We start from the raw sequence: 20,781 nt of genomic DNA on the forward strand, positions 1-20,781 counted from the left end.
CGAGCGAGAATCCATAATAAAAGAGCTAAAAAAGCAAATGCTTGCAGCGGCAAAAAATCTAGAATTTGAAGAAGCAGCAAGACTGCGCGATGAAATCGCCAGAATAAAGGCTATGTAAAAAAGCTATGTGATTTTTGTAACAGCAATGCAAAAAGGCTGTGCAAAAGGCGTTGTTGAGAGAGTGTGAGCGATACAAAATGCTTTACAAGACACTTATTAGCCTTAAAAGTTTTTATGCCTAGATATTTCTAGCCTATATTTTGCAATCCCCCTCATCACTTCGCTTAAGCAAAACAAACTCATCAATATCCTAAAAGCCATTGAGCGTAAAAATGAGATTTTCGCTCACTCATTTTGCAAAATCAAGCCTTTTCAAAGGCGATTTTAGATACATTTACTACCGATGAAAAGTTTGCAAATTCTACACATAAGGACACACTATGAAAACCACCAAAGACACCATAAACACGATTGTTTGGAAAGCCTGTGATAGCTTTCGTGGCTCTATGGATAATAGCGACTACAAAGACTATATCCTAACAATGCTTTTTGTAAAATACCTTAGCGACTTTCACAAAGAAAAGCTAGAAATTTTGCAAAAACAATATAACGGCAACACCGAGCGCATAGAATCAAAGCTCAAAAAAGAGCGATTTTGCCTTGATGAGAGTTGCACTTTTGATTACCTCCTAGCCCACAAAGAGTCATCAAATCTAGGCGAAATCATCAACACCGCGCTAGAAAAGATAGAGCGGGATAACGCGCAAAATTTAGAGGGGATTTTTCGTAGCATAGATTTTAACAACAAAAACAAGCTAGGCGACACCAAAGAGCGCAATGCCTTGCTAAAAAATCTGCTAGAAGATTTTAGCGATTCGCGCCTTGACTTGCGCCCATCACACTTGGAGGATAATGACTGCTTAGGCAATGCGTATGAATACCTTATCGCGCACTTTGCCGAGAGTGCGGGGAAAAAGGGCGGTGAGTTTTACACACCAAGCGCGGTTTCTACCCTACTAGCAGAGCTTATCGAGCCAAAGGACGGGATAAGCGTGTATGACCCTGCTTGTGGTTCTGGCTCACTGCTTATCAAAGTCGCCAAAACTTTGAGCCACAAATACGGCGCACAAAGCAAAAATTTCAGGCTCTATGGGCAGGAGAAAAATGGACAAACCCACGCGCTTTGTAAGATGAATATGTTTTTGCACGAGATAAACGACTCCAAAATCGAGTGGGGCGATACGATTCGCAATCCTTTGCATACTACTTCGCCAAGCGCGTTGCAGACTTTTGATAGAGTGGTGGCAAATCCGCCTTTTAGCCTTGATAAGTGGGGCGAGGAAGTCGCGCAAAATGACGCGTTTTCTCGCTTCAAATTTGGGATTCCGCCCAAAAGCAAGGGGGATTATGCCTTTGTGTTGCAAATGCTTGCTTCGCTAAATGAGAGTGGCACTATGGGCGTAATCCTCCCGCACGGCGTGCTATTTCGTGGGGCAAGTGAGGGCAAAATCCGCCAAAACCTAATCGATAGCAACTTGCTACATTGCGTCATCGGGCTACCGAGCAATCTATTTTTTGGCACGAGTATCCCCGCGTGTATTTTGATTTTTAAAAAGCAAAGGCAAGATAGAAGTGTGCTATTTATAGACGCTTCCAAAGACTACGAAAAAGGCAAAAATCAAAACAAACTTACCCAAGCCCACATAGCCAAAATCCTAGACGCTTACAAAAAACGCCAAAATATCGCCAAATACGCGCACCTAGCCACTTATGAGGAAATCAAAGCAAATGAGTATAATCTAAACATTCCGCGCTATGTGGATAGCTTTGATGAGGAGGAGATTATCGATTTGGGCGCGACAAAGGAGGAAATAGCACGACTTGAATCAGAGCTAGCAAATATCCAAAAGGAAATGAATGGCTACTTAGAGGAGTTGGGATTGTGAGAGGGGTTATCGTGTCAATCCATAAATTTGTCATTCTTAAGGAAGCGAAGCGACCGAAGAATCCAAACAAATAGCGTTGCCTTGCAAGTCGTCTTTTTGGATACTTCGGGCTATGCCCTCAGTATGACAACTCTTATCGTCATCACACGAATCGCAAGGCGATTCGTGGCAATCCACAAGGTAGCACAAGACAAAAGCATAACAAAAAGGATAGAATTATGAAAATATATAGAAGTCAAAATCAAGCAAGACTAAACCAAAATAGCCCAAAGCGTCCTCTCTGCAAGGGAGCACCCGCTATTCATAGCGGTAAGACCTTTGGGCTTAGATTGGCAGTTGTAATATAAAAAACTTAAAGGAATCACACAAAATGAAAAACATTACCACACAAAACGCCGATTTCAAGTACTTCGTAGAGGAAATCAAATCCAAAATCCACTCCGCCCACGCGTCCGCACTAAAAGCAGTAAATAAAGAACTCATCGCCCTTTATAGCGACATAGGCAAGATTATCGTGCAAAGGCAAGAGAGATTTGGCTGGGGCAAAAGTGTGGTAGAGAGATTGTCAAAAGAATTGCAAAGTGAGATTGATGGGTTAAGCGGATTTAGTCCGCAAAATCTATGGAATATGCGACAATACTATCTTACTTACAAAGATAATGAAATTCTCCAGACACTGTCTAGAGAAATCTCTTGGTCGCACAATGTGCTTATTTTCCAAAAATGTAAAGATGATTTGCAAAAAGAATTCTACATAAAATCCACGCTTAAACACGCTTGGAGCTATCGTGTGTTGGATAATCACATAGATAATCAAACTTACGAAAAATCCCTTTTACCACAAAACAACTTCAAATCCACCCTACCACAAAATCTATCCGCCAAAGCCACGCTTATCTTAAAAGATGAATACACATTTGACTTTTTGTCTTTAAATGACGAGCATAGTGAGCGTGAGCTAGAACTCGCCCTTATAAAGCAAGTGCGTGAGTTTCTCACACAAATGGGAAGTGAATACGCCTTTATGGGCAATCAATACAAGCTAGAAGCAGACGGGCAGGAGTTTTTCATCGATTTGCTTTTATACCATAGAGGGCTAAAATCTCTAATCGCCATAGAGCTAAAAATAGGCGCATTTAAGCCAGAATACGCAGGAAAGATGAACTTTTATCTATCCTTGCTAAATGACAAAGTGCGCCTAAATGACGAAAATCCCAGCATAGGCATAATCATCTGCAAAGACAAAAGTAAAACCATAGTCGAATACGCGCTAAAAAACACTACTCAACCCATAGGTGTAGCCACCTACACACTTACAAAAACCCTGCCAAAAGATTTAGCCAAGCGACTGCCTACATCAAAAGAGATAGAAAAGAAATTGCGAGGATTTTTTGATGAGTGAAAAACATAAAAATAAAAACCCCATACCTTGCCAAAGCGATTCCACCAAAAGCCCCATCTCTTGCGAAGTAGAATCCCAAATAAGCCCCCTTGTGCGTAAGACGAAATCAAAGTTAAGCCACCTTGTGCGTGAGGCGGAATCCAAAAGCCCACTCACTTGCGAGAGTGATTCTATCAAAAGCCCCCTCCCTTGCGGAGGGGGTTTGGGGGTGGGTATAATCCCGCAAGGCTACAAGCAAACAAGCATTGGCACTATCCCACAGGATTGGGAAGTGGTGCGCTTGGGTGAAGTTTGCGATTTTTTAAAAGGGAAAGGTATATCAAAGGAAAATTTGACTGAAAATGGCATTCCTTGCATTAGATATGGGGAACTTTACACTACATACAAGGAAATTATTTGGAAAGTTATTTCAAAAACAAATTTAGATTCTAGCGAACTTGTTTTCAGCAAGGCAAACGATATAATTTTGCCAACTTCTGGGGAAACCACCATTGATATTTGCAAAGCTTCTTGTATTATGCTAAATAATGTGGCTTTGGGTGGTGATTTAAATATTTTGAGAAGCAAACAAAATGGTGCTTTTTTATCATATTACATCAATCACATAGCAAAATATAACATTGCAAAACTTGCGCAAGGTGTTTCAATAGTTCATTTGTATGCTTCAGAACTAAAATCTCTCCAAATCCCCTTGCCACCATTAAAAGAGCAGGAGAAAATCGCGCGGATTTTGAGTGTGTGGGATAGTGCGATTGATTCGCTTGCAAATCTCATCAAAGCAAAGCGCAAATACAAAACCGCTCTTATGCAACGACTCCTCACCCCACCAAAAGATAAATCTACCCACCCCCTAGCCCCCTCCGCAAGGGAGGGGGAACAAGAAGTTAGCCACCGCACAAATGAGGGGGAATCGCATCAATCATCCTTGCGTTTTGCTGGATTTAGCGATAAATGGCAAGAATTTCGACTTGGAGATTTATTAAAGGAAAAAAATACAAGAAATGCAAATAATGTAAATTTGGTTCTTAGCGTTACAAATAAGCAAGGTTTTGTAGCACAAAAAGATTATTTTGAACAAGAAGTTGCAAGTAATGATACAAGCAATTATAAAGTAGTTTGTAGAGGTGAATTTGCATATAATCCTGCTCGTATAAATGTAGGCTCTATTGCAATGCTTGAAAATTTTGAAAATGGAATTTTAAGCCCTATGTATATTGTTTTTGAATGTTTAGAAAAAATCAATAAAGATTTTTTTAAGTATTGGTTAGAAAGCCATAATTTTAGAGGAGTTTTGGGTAGGTATTTATCTGGTAGTGTGAGAGAAACTTTGTCATTTAATGATATGAAAACGATGAAAATTTTTATCCCCACACTTGCCGAGCAAAAGAGAATCGCACAAGTGCTAAGCGTGTGTGATAAAGAAATAGAAACTTTAAATTTAAAGTTTGAGTGCCTAAAAGCGCAAAAAAGAGGACTTATGCAACAACTCCTAAGCGGAAAGGTAAGGGTAAAATGCTAGGATTGAATCGTTATAAAGCCATATTGACTTATCGCTATTGTAAAAACTTGATAACACAAAATTTCGCTAAAATGTCAGCGATATTTCTAGGAGAGCAGAATGCCACAGAGTAAAGAATCTCAAAGTGTAGAATTTAAGCGGATTTGGAAAGATGAGTATATCAAGTGGATAAGTGCTTTTGCTAATAGCGAGGGTGGCACACTCTATGTGGGGCGTGATGATAGTGGCGAAGTGCTAGGAATCAGCAATGCCAAAGATTTGCTAAGCACAATCCCAAATAAAGTCCAAAGTCTGCTAGGCGTAGTGCCAAGCGTGAAATTGCACAAAGAAAAAGGCAAAGAATACCTAGCTATAACCGTGGAGCATTATCCATATCCTGTGAGCTATAAAGGAGGGTATTTTGTCCGTAGTGGCAGTAGTGTGCAGGAGCTAAAGGGCAGTGCGCTTGATAAGTTTTTGCTAACCAAACAGGGCAAAAGGTGGGATAGTGTGCCAAATGTGCATTTAAAATTTAAAGATTTGGATAGCTTGGCGTTTGGGGCGTTTAGAGATAGAGCAAGTAAGCGAAAAAGGCTAAATGATGGGCTAGTAGATGAAAGCGATGAGGGACTAATAGAGAAGCTACACTTAAAAGATGGCGAGTATTTCAAACAAGCTGCTACGCTACTTTTTGCCAAAGAACCGCAGAAATATATCACAGGAAGCACGATAAAAATAGGCTTTTTTGAGTCAAATAGTGAGCTACTCTACCAAGATATTATCGAGGGAAATCTATTTGCACAAGTGGATAAGACAATGGAGCTGGTATTTAGCAAGTATCTTAAGGCTATGATTTCGTATGAGGGAGTGCAACGAATCGAACGCTACCCTGTGTCTGAACTAGCATTTAGAGAGGCACTCACAAATGCAGTGGTGCATAAAGACTATGCTTTGGGCTTTGACATACAAATAAGTGTGTATAATGATAGGCTTATGATATGGAATGCTGGGGATTTGCCACCGCATTGGGATATACAGACACTTTTGCAAAAGCACTCATCACAGCCATACAATCCTACGATAGCTTATCCGTTTTTCTTAGCTGGGTATATAGAATCGTGGGGAAGGGGCATAGAAAAAATCATCGATGAATCTAAGAGATTTAATGGCATTATCCCGCAATTTAGGTGGCAAAATGGGCTTTGGGTGGAATTTGTGTTTAATGAAAAAATGGATATTGGGTTGGGTGATAAGTTGGGTGATAAGTTGGGTGATAAGTTGGGTGATGTGCAAAAAAATATCATCAATCTTATGTCAAAAAGCCCAAAAACTTCCATTACAGCCCTTGCAAAAGAGCTAGATATAAGCACCACAGCGATAGAAAATCATATAAAAGCACTCAAAAATCAAGGGCTTATCAAGCGAGTAGGTAACGCCAAAAGCGGACATTGGGAGATAGTGCGATGAGAAGTCAGCTAGACATCACAAGTGAAAATGCCTTGCAAAGCCAATGTATAGAGCTTTTTAAGGCTATGGGGTATGAGTATATCCCGCCGCAAGTCGCACTTAGTATGCGGGGCGATGACACAAGCGAAGTGCTTTTGCGCGAAATATTGGAGGAGCGACTAAGCGCGATAAATAGCTTTGAAGTGCGCGGGGGAAGGCATAGATTTAGCCCTGCAAATATCACTAAGGCGATAGATGAGCTAAGGGCTGGGTTTGGTAGCGAACTGCTACGCATAAATGAAAATCTAAGCGATAAACTAACTCTTGGCACTAGCTTTGAGGAAAGCATAGAGGGCGTGAAAAAGAGCTTTTCACTGCGCTATATAGATTTTGACAATCCTAGTAATAATGTATTTAGCGTGAGTGATGAATTTAGCGTTAGGCGGTGCAAGAGCGATAAGATAAGCGATGATGAGAAGCATAGACGCGCTGATATAGTGCTATTTATAAACGGAATCCCGCTTGTGGTAATTGAGCTAAAAAAGTCCTCGCGTAGCTATGAGCTAGGTATAAAACAGCTTGAAATGTATCAAAATGAGATTCCAAGCCTTTTTGCCACTGCGCAGATATGTATAGCTGGGAGCTATGAGGCAAAGTATGGCACGATAAAGACACCGCGCAAATTTTATAGCCTGTGGCGTGAGGAGGATTATTCTAATCTAGATTCGCGAGGCGGTTTGCAAGGGGGTTTGAATCGCGAATCTAGAGAGAATTTAAGCAAAGATTCTAATCTAGATTCGCGAAGTGGTTTGCAAAGTAAGTTAAAAGAAAATTTGCAAGGGGATTTAATAGGCGATTTTAGCATAAAGCACAAAATCCCCGCACTTATCCCGCATAGAATCCCCACAAAGCTAGATGAGACTTTGATAGCTCTGTGTGATAGAGAGCGAATCTTGGAGCTAGTGAAGCACTATATACTTTTTGATAAAGGGATAAAAAAGATTTGTCGCTATCAGCAGTTTTTTGCGATTAAGCGGATTTTGGCTCGGGTGGGAGTGCTAAGCGAGGGTAAGCGCAAAGGTGGGCTTATCTGGCACACGCAAGGAAGTGGCAAAAGCCTAACGATGATAATGCTTACAAAGCTACTCAAAAGCACATATCCCCAATGCAAGGTTATCGTGGTAAGTGATAGGGTGGATTTGGATAGGCAAATCACCGATACATTTGCAAACACGCAAATCAAAGTAGCCCAAGCCAAAAGCTCAAAAGACTTGCTAGATAAGCTACAAGGTGGCGCAAGTGTGATAACCACACTCGTGCATAAATTTGAAAAGCTAAAATACGCTAATGACGGAGGCAATGCAAGTGCGGATATTTTTGTGCTTGTCGATGAGTCGCACCGCACGCAAAGCGGGGAGCTACACCGAGCGATGAAAAAGACTCTACCAAATGCGTGCTATGTGGGATTTACAGGAACACCTTTGATGAAAAGTGAGAAAAACAGCTTTGCGAAATTTGGCGGGGAAATCCACCGCTACACAATCCAAGAAGCGATAAATGATGAAGCAGTGCTACCGCTAATGTATGAAAGTAGGCTTGTAGAGCAGGATATAGGCGATAAAGACGCGCTAAATTTGCGATTTGACATTATCACGCGAAATCTTAGTGATGAGCAAAAAGCAGACTTGCAACGCAAATGGGTGCAATTCCAAAAAATCGCTTCAAGTGAGAATCGATTATTTCTAATCGCTCAAGACATAGCAAAACATTTTGGGCAAAATCTGCAAGGGCAGGGATTTAAGGCGATTTTGGCGACAAACTCCAAATACGAAGCAATGCGCTATTATGAAATATTTGAGGAATACACCGAGCTAAAAAGCGCACCTATCATATCAAGCAATGAGCAAGAGGGGTTTGAAAACGAGCGCAAAGACTATATAGCAAAATCTTGGAAGCGCGTGGTAGAAAGATATGCAAGTGATGAGGAGCGATATATCAGCTATGCCAAAGATGAGTTTATCTGTGGCGATGATGTGGAGCTACTCATAGTCGTAGATAAGCTACTTACAGGCTTTGATGCGCCACGCGCAAAGGTGCTATATATCGATAAAAGCCTAAAAGAGCATAATCTACTCCAAGCCATAGCGCGAGTAAATCGCCTCTGTGAGGGCAAGGATAATGGCATAATTATTGATTATCGTGGATTATTAGGGGATTTGGATAAGGCTTTGAGTGATTACAATCCTTTGAATGGCTTTGATGAGGGGGATTTGACAAATGCGGTGATTGACATAAAAGAAGCACTAAATACGCTAAAACGCGCTTATGATGAGCTGACTAGGATTTTTGCGGAGGCTAATGAGAGGGACAAAGAAAGCTATATCGAGATTTTAAAAGATAGCGAGAATCGAGCGAAGTTTAGGGAGAATCTTTGTGAGTTTTCACGCGCACTTGCTATGGCACTAGGTAGTGAGCAAATCACTCAAATGCTTAGCGAGAGTAAAATCGCGCACTATAAAGCAAAGATAAGGTTTTATAACGAGCTACGCAAGGAAATCAGCATACGGCTTTGTGAAGTGTGTGATTTTGGTGAGTTTGAAGCGCAAATGCAAAATCTGCTTGATAAATTTGTAAGTGCTAAGGGGATTAACAAGCTTGGAAATATACCAAATATCTTTGATGATGACTTTGAAAAGCAAGTCTCAAAGCTGCTAGATGATGAGGGCATAAAAGCAAGGGCAGATAGTCTGCTAAGCGCAATTTCTAGCGTGATAGAAGAGAAGCTAAAAACCAATCCAGCCTTTTATACAAGTCTAGCCCACCAAATAGAATCCATACTCAAAGACTATAAGCAAAAGCGCATAAATGATGAGCAAAAGCTAAATCTAGCAAGGCAAATGCACCAAAAACTACTAAGCAAATCTATAAGCGCAAAAGAATCCTACCCCGAAAAAATCGCGCAAAAAGAAAGCCTAGTAGCTTTTTATGATAATCTCTATGAGCTTTTGAGTGGGGCATTTGAGAGCGTGCAGAAGTGTAGCCAAGATGAGTTTATAGAAGTGATAGAAAATCTAAGCCTAAAAACTGATGAAATCTACACAAGATTTTGCAAAAAACCGCAGTGGTTTGATAGCAGTGAAGTCAAAAATAGCATAGAGAGTGAGCTAGAAGATATCGTGTGGGAGCTAGAGGATAGGTTTGGCGTGAAAATAGAGGACTTTGGTAAAATCTGTGAAGTGCTAAGAAATATCGCGGTGGATAAGTATGCTTAAGATTCTAGGGACGCGCTTTGACACAGCGCAAAGGAGTGCTAGAGTATAAAAATCTCTAAATAAATTTGATTGCCTAAGATTTGCAAGTGTTGATTGTGCTTTGACAAAAGCATATCATTTGTGAAAAGAGATTATCTTAAGCCTATATAAATTTTTAAGATTTTGTGAATTTTTGTTGATTGTTTTTGCAAAAAGCCTATAATCGTATATACGATTTTGCGTTTCGCGCATTTACGCGCTTAAAGAGTTTGCTTTGATTACAAAACTAAGGGGTAAAGATGCTAACTAAAAATCAAGGGAGTGGCTATAAGCAAAAGCAGCAGATGAGCAAAGGCATTGCTAGAAGCCTTGTTTTTTGGGTGTTTATTGGCATATTTTTGGGCGTGATGTTTGGGAGTATCGGTAGCTTTTATGAGCCAAACGCCGATAATAACGCATTTATCGCCTTTTTCCACGATTTTAGCATAGCGAGCAAAGCCTACACCATAGACCCCTTTATCAAAGGGCTAAAGCTCCTTATGGGACCTATCATATTCTTAACGATAATCACGGGAATCACGCGCCTAGAGGACTTAAAGACACTAGGGAGCTTGGGACTAAAGACACTGATTTATTTTGAGGTGGTTAGCACTTTTGCACTTGTGATTGGCGTGCTTTTTGGCGAGCTGATTAAGCCCGGACACGGAATGCACCTCAAAGTAGAATCTCTTGATTCTGGAGATGTGGCTGGATATATCGCGCAAGGGGAGAGTATGCCAAGTAGTGCGAGTGGCGAGATTTTGCACATTTTAAAGACAGCCATTCCCCACGACCCTATCACGCCATTTGTAGAGGGCAAAATCCTGCAGGTTTTGGTTATGGCGTTGTGCGTGGCGATAGTGCTAAGTTTCACAAGCCCTGCGATAAAAGAAAAGGCTTTGAATTATCTAGAATCTATGCAGGAGACATTTTTCAAAGTCCTAACCGCGCTTATTTGGTATTCGCCACTAGCGACATTTGGGGCTATGGCATTCCTCATCGCAAAGTTTGGGTTTGCCTCCATAAGCGGTATGGCACAGCTACTTCTCACTATGGCAGCAGCGGTGCTTGTGTTTATATTTGTGATTTTGGGGTTTATCTGCTTGCTTGGCAAAATCAACATATTTAAACTAATGCGCTTTGTGTATAGAGAGGTGCTAGTCGTCTTTGCTACGAGCTCTAGCGAGACAGCCCTCGCCCCGCTTATGCGCAAGCTCGAGCACGCGGGAATCCAAAAAGCAAGCGTGGGGCTAGTGATGCCTGTGGGGTATAGCTTTAATCTAGACGCGACAAATATCTATCTAAGCCTAGCTGTGATTTTCCTCTCCCAAGCCTTTGACATTCCTATCACTATCGAGCAAACTATCACGCTCATCATAATCCTAATGATAAGCTCAAAAGGCGCGGTGGGCGTAACGGGCAGTGGGTTTATCGTGCTTGCAGGCACGCTCTCCGCGCTCACTATGGGCGATGGCTCACACATTATCCCCGCTGTAACGGTGGCGGCGATTTTGGGAATCGATAAATTTTTAAGCGAAATGCGAAGTGTGGGCAATCTCTGCGGGAATGTCGTAGCGTGCGTAATGGTGAGTATATGGGATAAACGCGTGGATATGGAGAAGTTTAGATACGCGCTGGATAATCCTAATGAATTTCGGGTGTTTTAAGGGGCTATATGGAGGGCTTGGCGATATTTTGCAGAGCAAAGATTTATATAGGATAAATCTTGTGTGGGGCAATCAATAAAAAAAGAAATCCAAAGTAAAATCAAGCGTTTAGAAAAATACCAAAGAATGCAACAAAAATGATTCTAGCTAGAATCTCATAAAAGCAACGACTTAAAAAGCAAAATCTGCAAGCACTTCACACACTTCAAATACACCGCAAATGCCACCAAATTTCGCGCAAAAATATCTAAGCAAACGCGTAATAAGCAAGCAGGGTAGATAAAATCTATATTTTTGATATTTGATTTTTGTGGGTAGAATATGCCTTTGACTTTTCCTATAAATCTTAATAAACACAGAAAATACCCCAAAAATCAAAAAAAAGAGAAAAAATGCTTAGTGATTTTGTGAGAAAATCTGCTAGAGATTTTTCGTGCGGAGTTTTGGCTAGATTTATTAGCACAGCTAGGATTTTGCTACTATTTTTTGGCTTTGCTAGTGTGAGCTTTGGTGCGGTGGGAGAGAGGCTAGCTTGGGCAAATGGACTTACACTGCTGGGGTTTTTTGAGCAAAACCTTATCCCTATAAAACTTTACTACAATCTCCCCGCGCAAGATAAAGAGCTAACTGCAGAAGTCAAAGCAGGTGCGATATACTACACGCTTAGAAATGATGAGGGGGATTTGCTCCACGCGCTTATCCCTATAAGCAATAGTGCGCAAATCCATATCTACAAACAAAAAGATGAATTTAGGCTAGATTTTATCCCCATAGTTTCTTTCAAAAAAGAGCAGATTTTGACGCTAAAGGTGCAAGTATCGCCCTACATAGACATCATAGAAGCCACCAAAGACAAAGTCCTAGCGGGCGAGTTTTCTAATATTTTTGCGAGAAGCCCTGCTACGATTATGCACAAAGATGATAAGCTCTCTATTTTGTATGAGCGAGATTATCGCTTGGGCGAGACATTTGGTAGCCCTGATATTCGCGCAAGTATGATAGAAGTGGCAAAAAAACCGCTTTTTGTGTTTCAATACACCAATGGCAACTACTATGATTCAAACGGCAAGGAAATGGCTGGATTTCACTTTATGCCACCTGTGAGCTATACGCGTATTTCTTCGCGCTTCTCACTAGGGAGGAAGCACCCTGTGCTAAAGATTGTCCGCCCGCATTATGGGGTGGACTATGTGGCGAGTGCTGGCACGCCTGTGCGAGCGACAGCAGCGGGCAGGGTAGTGTTTGCAGGGGTGCGCGGAGGCTATGGCAAAGTCATAGAAATCGCCCATAACGGCGGAATCAAATCCCTATACGCACACCTAAGCTCCATAAACATACGCACAGGAGCGCAAGTAAAGGCTGGCACATTTATCGGCAAAGTAGGCTCTACGGGCTTAAGCACGGGGGCACATTTGCACTTTGGACTATATAAGCTAAATCAGCCAATAGACCCGCTAAAGAGAATCCGCACGGTAGCGAGCGAGCTAAGCGGGAGAGAGAAAGAGAAGTTTTTGCAGCTAGCAAAGGGACTGCAAGAGAGGGTTTTGAGTGTGGCACAAAGCGTGAAGTTTGAAAACGGAGAGAACTACGAGCTATTTAGCAAGGATTTTGTAGGAGAATCTAGCGAGGCAGGCGAAATAAATGAGGAAAGTGAAGCAAGTGAGATAGCCCAAATAGGCGAGGGTGAAATATCCCAAGCAGTGCAAAAGATAGAGTAAAACAGAGTGTGAAAAAGCTAGCTTGCAAACTTAAGCAAGTTAGCTTTGGTAGTCGTATTTTATGTGGAATTTGTAAAGCAAATCTAGTGAGGATTCTATGTTTTATGGCGATTTGGAAAGTGTGGGGAGCAGTGGAAAATAAACGATTATTGATAGGGTAATATATAATGGATTTTATCTAGAAAATAACAAAGCGCAAAAAGCAAAATTCATACAAATCAATGCTTTATGCAGATAAAGGCAGTGGCTATGAAGTGGCTTGCAAAATATATGAGGAAATCAAAGAAAAAAGCCAAAATCAACTTGCAAGAAAAATATAACTTTGCAAAATAAGGTAGCGTAAGAAGCGAATTTGCATCGAGCTATTTTTGGGATTTGGCTAAAGATAAAATCTACAAAAAGCTTGCTAAAAATATCTATCAAAACCCACCAAATATCCACCACCAAATTTACACAAAATGTTTCAAATCTAAAATTTTAGCTAGATTTATGCTGATTTGGCACTAGGGCAAATGGCTAGCACTCGCTAAATCACATATAAATACACGATTTTACTATCTTGCCTATCCTCTTTTTGGCTTGAAATCAAAACTTTGCAAAAACTTCTGCGCACGAGGGGTTTTAGGATTTGTAAAAAACTCATTTGGGCTATCTTCTTGCTCTATTATGCTATTATCCAAAAACACGATTCTATCGCTTACCGCTTTTGCAAACCCCATTTCGTGCGTAACTATCATCATTGTTTTGCCCTCATCTGCGAGATTTAGCACGACATCTAGGACTTCGCGCACCATTTCAGGGTCTAGCGAAGCAGTGATTTCATCAAGCAATAAAATCTTTGGCTTCATACATAGTGCTCGCACAATCGCTACTCTTTGTTTTTGCCCACCGCTAAGTGTTTTGGGGTAGGCTTTTTGGTAGGATTGTAGTCCTACGCGAGCTAGCAAGGTGTGTGCTTCATCTAGCACTTCTTTTTTGTCTCTTTTTTGGACTTGGATAGGGGCTAGAGAGATATTTTCCTCCACGCTCAAGTGAGGGAAAAGCTCATAGTTTTGAAATACCATACCGATTTCTTGGCGGATTTTACTCCAATTTGTTTTTGTGGATTTTGTGCTAGATTTGTCGGAGTCTTTGCTAGATTTTGGACTATTGCTCCCTTGAGTGATTAGGCGAGATTCTAAGTAGATTTTGCCCTCATCAAATGCTTCTAGTCCGTTTATGCACCTTAGCAGGCTTGACTTACCACAGCCACTAGGTCCTAGTAGGCAAAGCACTTCTCCTTTTTGCAGCTCTAGATTTATGCCTTTTAGCACTAGGTGTTTGTCATAAGATTTTTTTAGGTTTTGTATTTTTAGAATCGGGTTTGTTTGGCTCATTGATTCTCCATATTTAGCAGCTTTTTGATTCTAGCTTTTTGGCATAACGACTTAGTGGATAGCACAGCACAAAATATAGACACAAAATTAAACCATATATGATAAAAGGCGATTGTGGCAGTGTGCGGTTTGCTTCTATGATTTGCCTACCTACTTGCAAAATATCGCTAATACCGATAAAAAGCACAAGAGAGGTGGTTTTTATCATTCGTGTAAAAAGATTGATAAGAGAGGGCAAAAGTCGCTTAAACGCTAGAGGAAATATGATAAAAACTTGTATCTGCAAGGTGGTGCAACCTAATGCTAGCGCACTTTGCCTATAATGGCTATCTATGCTACTAAGCGCACCTCGCACCAAATCCCCCATCTCCGCACTCCCCCAAAGGCTAAATGCCACAATCGCCACAGCATAGTTTGTGATTGATACATTTAGCATCTGTGGTAGCCCAAAATACAGCACATACAGCAATGCCAAAACAGGAATAATCCGCATAGATTCCAAATAGCACTTCATCGCCAAACGCACTAGATAAAATCTACTCATCATCGCTAGCCCCACCACACTGCCTAGCGCGATAGATAGCGCGATACTCACAAAAGCGATAGAGAAGCTAACCCATAGTCCAAGCCCTAGTCTATGCAGGGTAGGAAGCGTAAAAAGTGTGCTAAGTGTTTCAAACATTGTGTAAACTCTTTGTGTGGATACTTGTATTTATCGCTTTTGGCGATAAAATAGACACTAAACCAAGCGAAATTGTATAGTATTTGAGAGATTTTCAAGTAAGATTTTGGATAAATTTTGTGTGCGCAAGATGGAAGTGCAAGACAGGGAGTGTGAGATAAGGCGTGCTCCACAAATGCAAAAGAAATTGCAAAAACTTACAAAAAAAGTCGCAAAACAAGTTATAAGATACACATAAGATAAGTAGCAAGACTAGATTTACCCCTAGTGCTTTCCTAGTGCTTCAGTATTTCAAAAAGGCTTTAGCGTTTGATGAAAGGCTAGAATCTAGCCTTTCATTTTCACTCCCTCAAAAAACTCCTTTGCATCTATGCCAAGCACGGAAGCGATTTTTAGCAAATGCTCAATATTGAAGTGCTGTCCTTTGTGGTGTATCTCTGCGCAAGATACCACACTTACGCTTTTGTGTCCTATGGCGGCGGATAGTTGGGCTTGTGTTAGTCCTGCTTGCTCTCTAGCTTTTTTGACATTTTGCCCGATAGTTTTGTGTGCGTTTTCTAGGAGTATGTCTTGGAGTGTGTCTTTGGCAGTGCGCTCTAGGGTGTGTTTTTTCAAATTCTCTCCTTGTAGTGTAGTATGGCGAAAAATCGCTTAGCTTTTAGCTAAAAATCTAAATCATAAAATCTAGCTACTTATCGGCACTAATAGCTGTGGGTGTCTATCCAAAAACACTGATAACCGCTCGATTTTGGTAGAAAATCCTGCAAAAAATCTGCTTTTTGTTATGCACTCTTCAAATGGCAAAAAGTGCAAGCGCGATTGCTTGAGCTCATTTAGGTAGAATATGGGGTTTTTGTTCTCTGTCTTTATGAAGTCGATTTTTGCTTCAAAGCTCTTAGCAAGTGCTGCGTAGTCTTTGATAATGTCTTCTTGGTGGAGTGCGTCTGGGTCGAAGTCATACACTTCGATTTGCATTTTTATTTGCGCAGATATATCAAAGATGACTGAAGAGATATTTTCGCCTTTGTTCATCTGCTGATTTAGCACTACAAAGCAGGTTTTTGCTTCTTTTAGATTTTCTTTGGCACTCTTTAGCACGGGGGAGTTTGTCCTAAAAAGCGCGGCTCGATTGCTTCTTTTGCTAAAAATCTTTTCTCCTACAAATATAAGCCCGATTTTTTTCTCACTATCTATGCTAAGTCGTTGCCTAAAACTTAGATTTTGGTAGTCAAAGATAAGGCTAATGCTAGAATCGTTTTGGCACATTTTTTTTATCTGCGAGATTGTGGCGAAATCTCTAGGGTGTAATACATTGACAAAAAGTTTTGTAGAGCGGATAGATGAGTGCAGATATATCGCCTCATCAATCTCTTTTAGGATAGATTGGCTACTTTGCGTGCTCATATCTACATACACATATATATCGCGTCCAAATGGCGAGGGGAACTGCCCTATGTCAGATTTTATCTGCTTATAAAGGTTGTTTAGGGCTTTTGGTTCTCCTGCGACAAGCATAATGTCTTGGGGCTGCACCACAAGTGAAAAAGTCGCCAAAATCAACTCATCTTGGCGATACACACCGATGATTTTGAAGTTTTTTTGCTGTATAGAGCCGATATGCCGATAGGCAAAAAGACTTCCAAAAGGCACACCAATCTCCATAATCTCGCCTTTGCCAAGCCCAAATCCACGCGGGATAATCGGCACATTTGGCAGCCTAGAGATGAATTGAGAAGCTACGATATTTGTCTCATCGATAAATATGGCTTTGTCATCTCGCTTTTGCAATACTTTCTCGCTAAAGCCGTTTTTTAGCGTAACGATTCTAGAATCTTTGCAGAGTTTTTTGCAGATTTTAAACACAGCTTGCTTTTCTTCTACGCTCTCAATAATAATAAAGACATTGCTAATCTCGGCTTTTGAATGCTCTATAAGCACTTGCTCTAGATGAAAAGATGAGGTGTAGTCAAACTCATAGCAGCTAAACGCGCTTGGGATTTTGGGAGGGAGGAGGCTAGAATCTTTTGTTATGACTATGTATAAGTTGTTGCTAAAGTATTTTTGCAATGTGGTTTCTAGGAAATTTTTTGCTACAATTCCATCTAAAATCAACACGACTTTTTTCAAAACTTTTATCCTTATATCTTTTGCATTTTGATAGGGGGATTTAGGCACGCAAGGCTATGGCGTGAAGCAATGGTGCAAAGAAATGGCACAAAGCAAGGCATAAATAGAGCAAGCCATAAAGCCCACAAAGCCTACCAAATTTACCCCAAATCCACCAAAACCTCGCATTATACCAAAAACCAAATAATACTTACAAAATCTTATTTGTTAGCTTTGTCCTAGCAAAATCTAAAAACATATTTTTAAGGAGCAAATGCAATGTTTTTCTTGCAAGCTAGTAGCGGGAGTGCTAGGGCGGGTGTTTTGTCTCTAGCGCACTCATTGGTGCAAACGCCTGTGTTTATGCCTGTGGGGACACAGGCGTGTGTGAAGTCGCTTGATGCGCTAGATTTGCAAAATCTAGGTGCGAAAATCATCTTGGCAAACACTTATCACACTTATTTGCGACCGGGGGCGGAGGTGTTTGGCAAGTTTGGTGGGGTGCATAGTTTTAGTGGATTTGGTGGGAGCTTTTTGAGTGATTCTGGTGGATTTCAGGCATTTAGTCTAGGGGGCAATGCCAAAAAGCTAGAAAATGGCGTGGAGTTTGCCTCGCATATTGACGGAAGTAGGCATTTGTTTACCCCACAGAGTGTGCTAGATATGCAGCTAGCACTAAATAGCGATATTATGATGGTGCTTGATGACTTAATCGCACTGCCTGCTGATAGAGATAGACTAGCCCAAAGTGTGGATACAACGACACGATGGGCAAGGCAGAGCAAAACCTACTATGAGCGCAAAAAACGCGAGGGCAAGGCAGAGGGCAATCATATATTTGGAATCGTGCAAGGCGGGGTAAGCCAAGAGTTTCGCGCTAAGAGTGCAAGCGAGCTTGTGGAGTTAGACTTTCACGGATATGCGCTAGGTGGGCTAGCAGTGGGCGAAGAGACACAGCAAATGTATGATACGATAGAGTTTAGCACGCCACTTCTGCCACGCGATAAGCCACGCTATCTTATGGGGGTTGGCACACCTGAAAATCTCATAGAAGCTATCTCACGCGGGGTGGATATGTTTGACTGCGTGATGCCGACACGAAACGCGCGAAATGGCACGCTATTTACGAGCTTTGGGAGAATCAACATAAAAAATCAGCAATACCGACTTGATGAGGGGGCGATAGATAGTGAGTGTGAGTGCTATGCGTGCAAGAGTGTGTCTAGGGCATACTTACACCACCTTTTCCGCGCAAATGAGCTAAGCTATCATCGCTTTGCTAGCTTGCACAATCTGCATTATTACCTAGAGCTAATGAGGAGGGCTAGAGAAGCGATAGTGGCGGATAAATGGGGGGAATTTAGAGCGGAATTTTATGCAAAGAGGGGGGCATAAAAAGTGTATTTTTACTGAAGTATAAAAAGGCATAAATCAAACACATTTCAAATATGTTTCAAATGATAACGTGCTACAATTCATCGCCCCGAGCACACTCGGGGCAAATCCACATCAAAAGGACGACCTATGAAACGACATAGCAAAAGGCGTCCTTCGCGGGTATTTTATCTTAATTTTGTCATTTTTGTGTTCAGAATTGAGATATTACTCAAAAGGTAACGCCTTTGGGGGCTAAAAAGCCCCCGCCCTTTTGTGGATTATCAAAAAAGATAAAAAAGGATAAAAAATGCAGTTTTCTACTACGCAAAATACACAAAACACCCAAGAAGCGCAACAAAAGCACGCCCAAATCGACAAAGATGGAATCGCAAAACTTATGGATTTATTCTATGCAAAAGTGCGAAAAGATGAAAATCTAGGCAGGATTTTTGAGGGCAGAATCGGCACTGATGAGGCGAGCTGGAGCGCGCACAAGCAAAAAATCGCTTCCTTTTGGGGAGGGATATTTCTAGGCGAGCAAGACTATCACGGCGCACCGCTTAAAGCGCATTTGGATTTAGAGCCATTTCCTAGAGAGTTTTTTGAGATTTGGCTAGGGCTTTTTAAGGAGTCTTGTGAGGCAGTGTTTTGCCAAGAGCCTGCAGAGCAGCTGCTAGATAGAGCGCAAGATATAGCCCAAAGATTCCAAAAAATCTTATATGAATTTCCGCATAGTTAGCGCACTATGCTTCAATCTCATACTTATGATGCAAGACTGAAATATCTAAAATCGCTTAAAAAGATTGCATAAGATATTTTCGCTTGGCACTTAAGTATGACAAAAACGCTTACTAAATACAATTACTCCTAATGCTTCTAGCTCCAATGTCCCAACCACTTGAATCAATCCCAAAAGCCAACTCCCAATCAAGCCAAACCCCAACCCCAAACTAAGCCAAAATCAACCAAGCCCAAACACTTACGACTTGCCACCAAACCAATACACATATTTCATATTAAACGCCGTGCTTACCCCGTGAAATTTGTCATTCTCACTTGCGTTGCCAAATTCATTGAAGTTTGAGTAAAAAAGCCCATTATACCCCGCACTTAGCTCGTGATTTTGCTTGAGTGTCCATATCAAGTCTAAGTCTACATTGCCATAGAGGATAGGCAGTGCGATTGTCCCTGTGCCTGAAAGCCCACCGATTTTAAACTCCCCTGTGGGTTTGTTTAGCACATTGTAGCGTAGCCCGCCTATCGCACTCATTTTAAACCTCTTGCCCCATACTTTGTAGTATTTCACACTTGCGGATACTTGAGGGAGATGCCACATTTGCATAGGGTAGTATTCATTCCCACCGAGCTTGTATTTTGCTTTTTGTAGCTTCATATCTAGTGGGCTTAGCACATCATAGCTCACTCCTAGCTCGGGGGCTATGTAGCTATTGTATTTTAGCTGATAGAAGTTTATCCCACTTCTTAAGCTAGCTCCAGCACTCCATATCAGCGGTATAGCAGAATCAGGCGTGTTTGTCTCTAGCTTAAATTTGATATTTGGCAGTGGGCTTTGCGCTTCAAATATAGGCATATCTAGCCCAGCTCTTGCATTTAGCTTGATATATGCTTCTTGTGGCTTATTTTCAAAGGCAAAGCTTTGGAAGTAAGTCGCGCCTATGTTTAAGGAGTTGTTATGCACGGTAGCTTGGCTTCGTAGTAGCTCTGCATCGACATAAGCGTATTCATAGCCTAGATAGCCACCTAGTATTCCGTCCCCTAGCTGTCTTTGCACGCCACCTATCATTCCTCCTGCCCACTCTGTGGCACTAGCTACGCCTAGCTCGGCATAGGAGTGCGCCGCATAGGGTAGGACAAAGGCTATGTGGTTTTTGTTTCCACCATAGTCTAGAAATGCCTTATCTGTCCTAGATTTTCGCTTCGTGCTTTTATCTTGCTTCATCGCTTTGCGCATAGCAGGGGAGTAGCGATTTAGCCTAGCGGGGTTGTTTACATCTCTTTGGTTTCGTGCGCGGTTTAGAAATATCTCTTTGTCTTTTTGGGCGTATTTGCTCAAATCACTTCTAAAGTTCTTTTTCATCAGTGAGTCTAGTGCGTTTTGGGTCATCACCGCTCGCCTCATATAGCTCATCGTGATGATACGCCATAGGGACGCCCCATAGCTCGTAGCTATATCAGGGCTTACGCGAAATCCATTTCCCATATCGTGCAAAGCAGTGCCAAGCCCAGCAGAGAGATGAGAGAAGTTTAGGTCG

General features: G+C 41.4%; 17 protein-coding genes. 11 read left to right on the forward strand and 6 right to left on the reverse strand.

Going from position 1 to position 20,781, the window contains the following annotated elements; translation table 11 throughout:
* A partial coding sequence (locus tag CQA40_RS09780; RefSeq protein ID WP_181882916.1) for a UvrB/UvrC motif-containing protein occupies window positions 1-118 on the forward strand: 118 nt, incomplete at its 5' end.
* A 322-nt stretch (window positions 119-440) separates the two neighbouring features.
* Window positions 441-1,946: a type I restriction-modification system subunit M gene (locus CQA40_RS09785; protein ID WP_115520656.1), complete on the forward strand. Its 1,506-nt coding sequence runs from the start codon at window positions 441-443 to the stop codon at window positions 1,944-1,946.
* A gap of 36 nt (window positions 1,947-1,982) precedes the next feature.
* Here the strand turns inward: CQA40_RS09785 and CQA40_RS11300 are convergent, their stop codons facing one another.
* Window positions 1,983-2,123, reverse strand: a complete 141-nt coding sequence (locus CQA40_RS11300) for a hypothetical protein (RefSeq protein ID WP_181882917.1) — start codon at window positions 2,121-2,123, stop codon at window positions 1,983-1,985.
* A 41-nt stretch (window positions 2,124-2,164) separates the two neighbouring features.
* Here CQA40_RS11300 and CQA40_RS11735 point away from each other — a divergent pair, with 41 nt between their 5' ends.
* From CQA40_RS11735 to CQA40_RS09820, 7 genes are all read left to right on the forward strand, one after another.
* Window positions 2,165-2,293, forward strand: coding sequence for a hypothetical protein (locus tag CQA40_RS11735; RefSeq protein WP_258864538.1), 129 nt, complete (start codon window positions 2,165-2,167; stop codon window positions 2,291-2,293).
* A gap of 23 nt (window positions 2,294-2,316) precedes the next feature.
* Window positions 2,317-3,348, forward strand: a complete 1,032-nt coding sequence (locus CQA40_RS09790; protein ID WP_115520657.1) for a YhcG family protein — start codon at window positions 2,317-2,319, stop codon at window positions 3,346-3,348.
* Complete coding sequence (locus tag CQA40_RS09795; protein WP_115520658.1) at window positions 3,341-4,867, forward strand: restriction endonuclease subunit S; 1,527 nt, start codon at window positions 3,341-3,343, stop codon at window positions 4,865-4,867. The genes CQA40_RS09790 and CQA40_RS09795 overlap by 8 nt, the downstream gene beginning before the upstream one ends.
* Window positions 4,868-4,966: 99 nt before the next feature.
* Window positions 4,967-6,313: an ATP-binding protein gene (locus CQA40_RS09800; protein WP_115520659.1), complete on the forward strand. Its 1,347-nt coding sequence runs from the start codon at window positions 4,967-4,969 to the stop codon at window positions 6,311-6,313.
* A complete protein-coding gene (locus CQA40_RS09805) occupies window positions 6,310-9,564 on the forward strand; it encodes a type I restriction endonuclease subunit R (RefSeq protein ID WP_147290201.1) in 3,255 nt (1,084 codons plus the stop codon). The genes CQA40_RS09800 and CQA40_RS09805 overlap by 4 nt, the downstream gene beginning before the upstream one ends.
* 323 nt (window positions 9,565-9,887) lie before the next feature.
* Window positions 9,888-11,249 (forward strand): cation:dicarboxylate symporter family transporter, encoded by a 1,362-nt coding sequence (locus CQA40_RS09810; protein WP_258864540.1) that lies wholly within the window; start codon window positions 9,888-9,890, stop codon window positions 11,247-11,249.
* Window positions 11,250-11,641: 392 nt separating this feature from the next.
* The gene (locus tag CQA40_RS09820; RefSeq protein ID WP_115520663.1) at window positions 11,642-12,967 is read left to right on the forward strand and encodes a peptidoglycan DD-metalloendopeptidase family protein; all 1,326 of its coding nucleotides are present in this window, start codon (window positions 11,642-11,644) and stop codon (window positions 12,965-12,967) included.
* 563 nt (window positions 12,968-13,530) lie between these two features.
* Here the strand turns inward: CQA40_RS09820 and CQA40_RS09825 are convergent.
* The 4 genes from CQA40_RS09825 to CQA40_RS09840 form a co-directional block, all read right to left on the reverse strand.
* A complete protein-coding gene (locus CQA40_RS09825) occupies window positions 13,531-14,343 on the reverse strand; it encodes an amino acid ABC transporter ATP-binding protein (RefSeq protein WP_115520664.1) in 813 nt (270 codons plus the stop codon).
* Window positions 14,344-14,356: 13 nt separating this feature from the next.
* On the reverse strand, window positions 14,357-15,025 hold the full coding sequence (locus tag CQA40_RS09830) for an amino acid ABC transporter permease (protein WP_115520665.1): 669 nt from the start codon (window positions 15,023-15,025) through the stop codon (window positions 14,357-14,359).
* Window positions 15,026-15,352: 327 nt separating this feature from the next.
* The gene (locus CQA40_RS09835) at window positions 15,353-15,640 is read right to left on the reverse strand and encodes a helix-turn-helix domain-containing protein (protein WP_181882918.1); all 288 of its coding nucleotides are present in this window, start codon (window positions 15,638-15,640) and stop codon (window positions 15,353-15,355) included.
* 69 nt (window positions 15,641-15,709) lie between these two features.
* Window positions 15,710-17,152 (reverse strand): COG3400 family protein, encoded by a 1,443-nt coding sequence (locus CQA40_RS09840; protein ID WP_258864539.1) that lies wholly within the window; start codon window positions 17,150-17,152, stop codon window positions 15,710-15,712.
* A 258-nt stretch (window positions 17,153-17,410) separates the two neighbouring features.
* On the opposite strand from CQA40_RS09840, the gene tgt reads away from it, so the two are divergent.
* Window positions 17,411-18,526 carry a tRNA guanosine(34) transglycosylase Tgt gene (gene tgt, locus CQA40_RS09845; protein WP_115520666.1) on the forward strand — a complete coding sequence of 372 codons (1,116 nt, stop codon included), beginning with the start codon at window positions 17,411-17,413 and terminating at the stop codon, window positions 18,524-18,526.
* 289 nt (window positions 18,527-18,815) lie between these two features.
* Window positions 18,816-19,247, forward strand: coding sequence for a group III truncated hemoglobin (locus CQA40_RS09850; protein WP_408941422.1), 432 nt, complete (start codon window positions 18,816-18,818; stop codon window positions 19,245-19,247).
* A gap of 240 nt (window positions 19,248-19,487) precedes the next feature.
* Here the strand turns inward: CQA40_RS09850 and CQA40_RS11305 are convergent.
* Window positions 19,488-20,781: hypothetical protein (locus tag CQA40_RS11305; RefSeq protein WP_181882919.1), on the reverse strand; the 1,294-nt coding region annotated here is incomplete at its 5' end.

The sequence above is a fragment of the Helicobacter sp. MIT 01-3238 genome, assembly GCF_003364135.1.
In the GTDB taxonomy this organism is placed as follows: Bacteria; Campylobacterota; Campylobacteria; order Campylobacterales; family Helicobacteraceae; genus Helicobacter_B.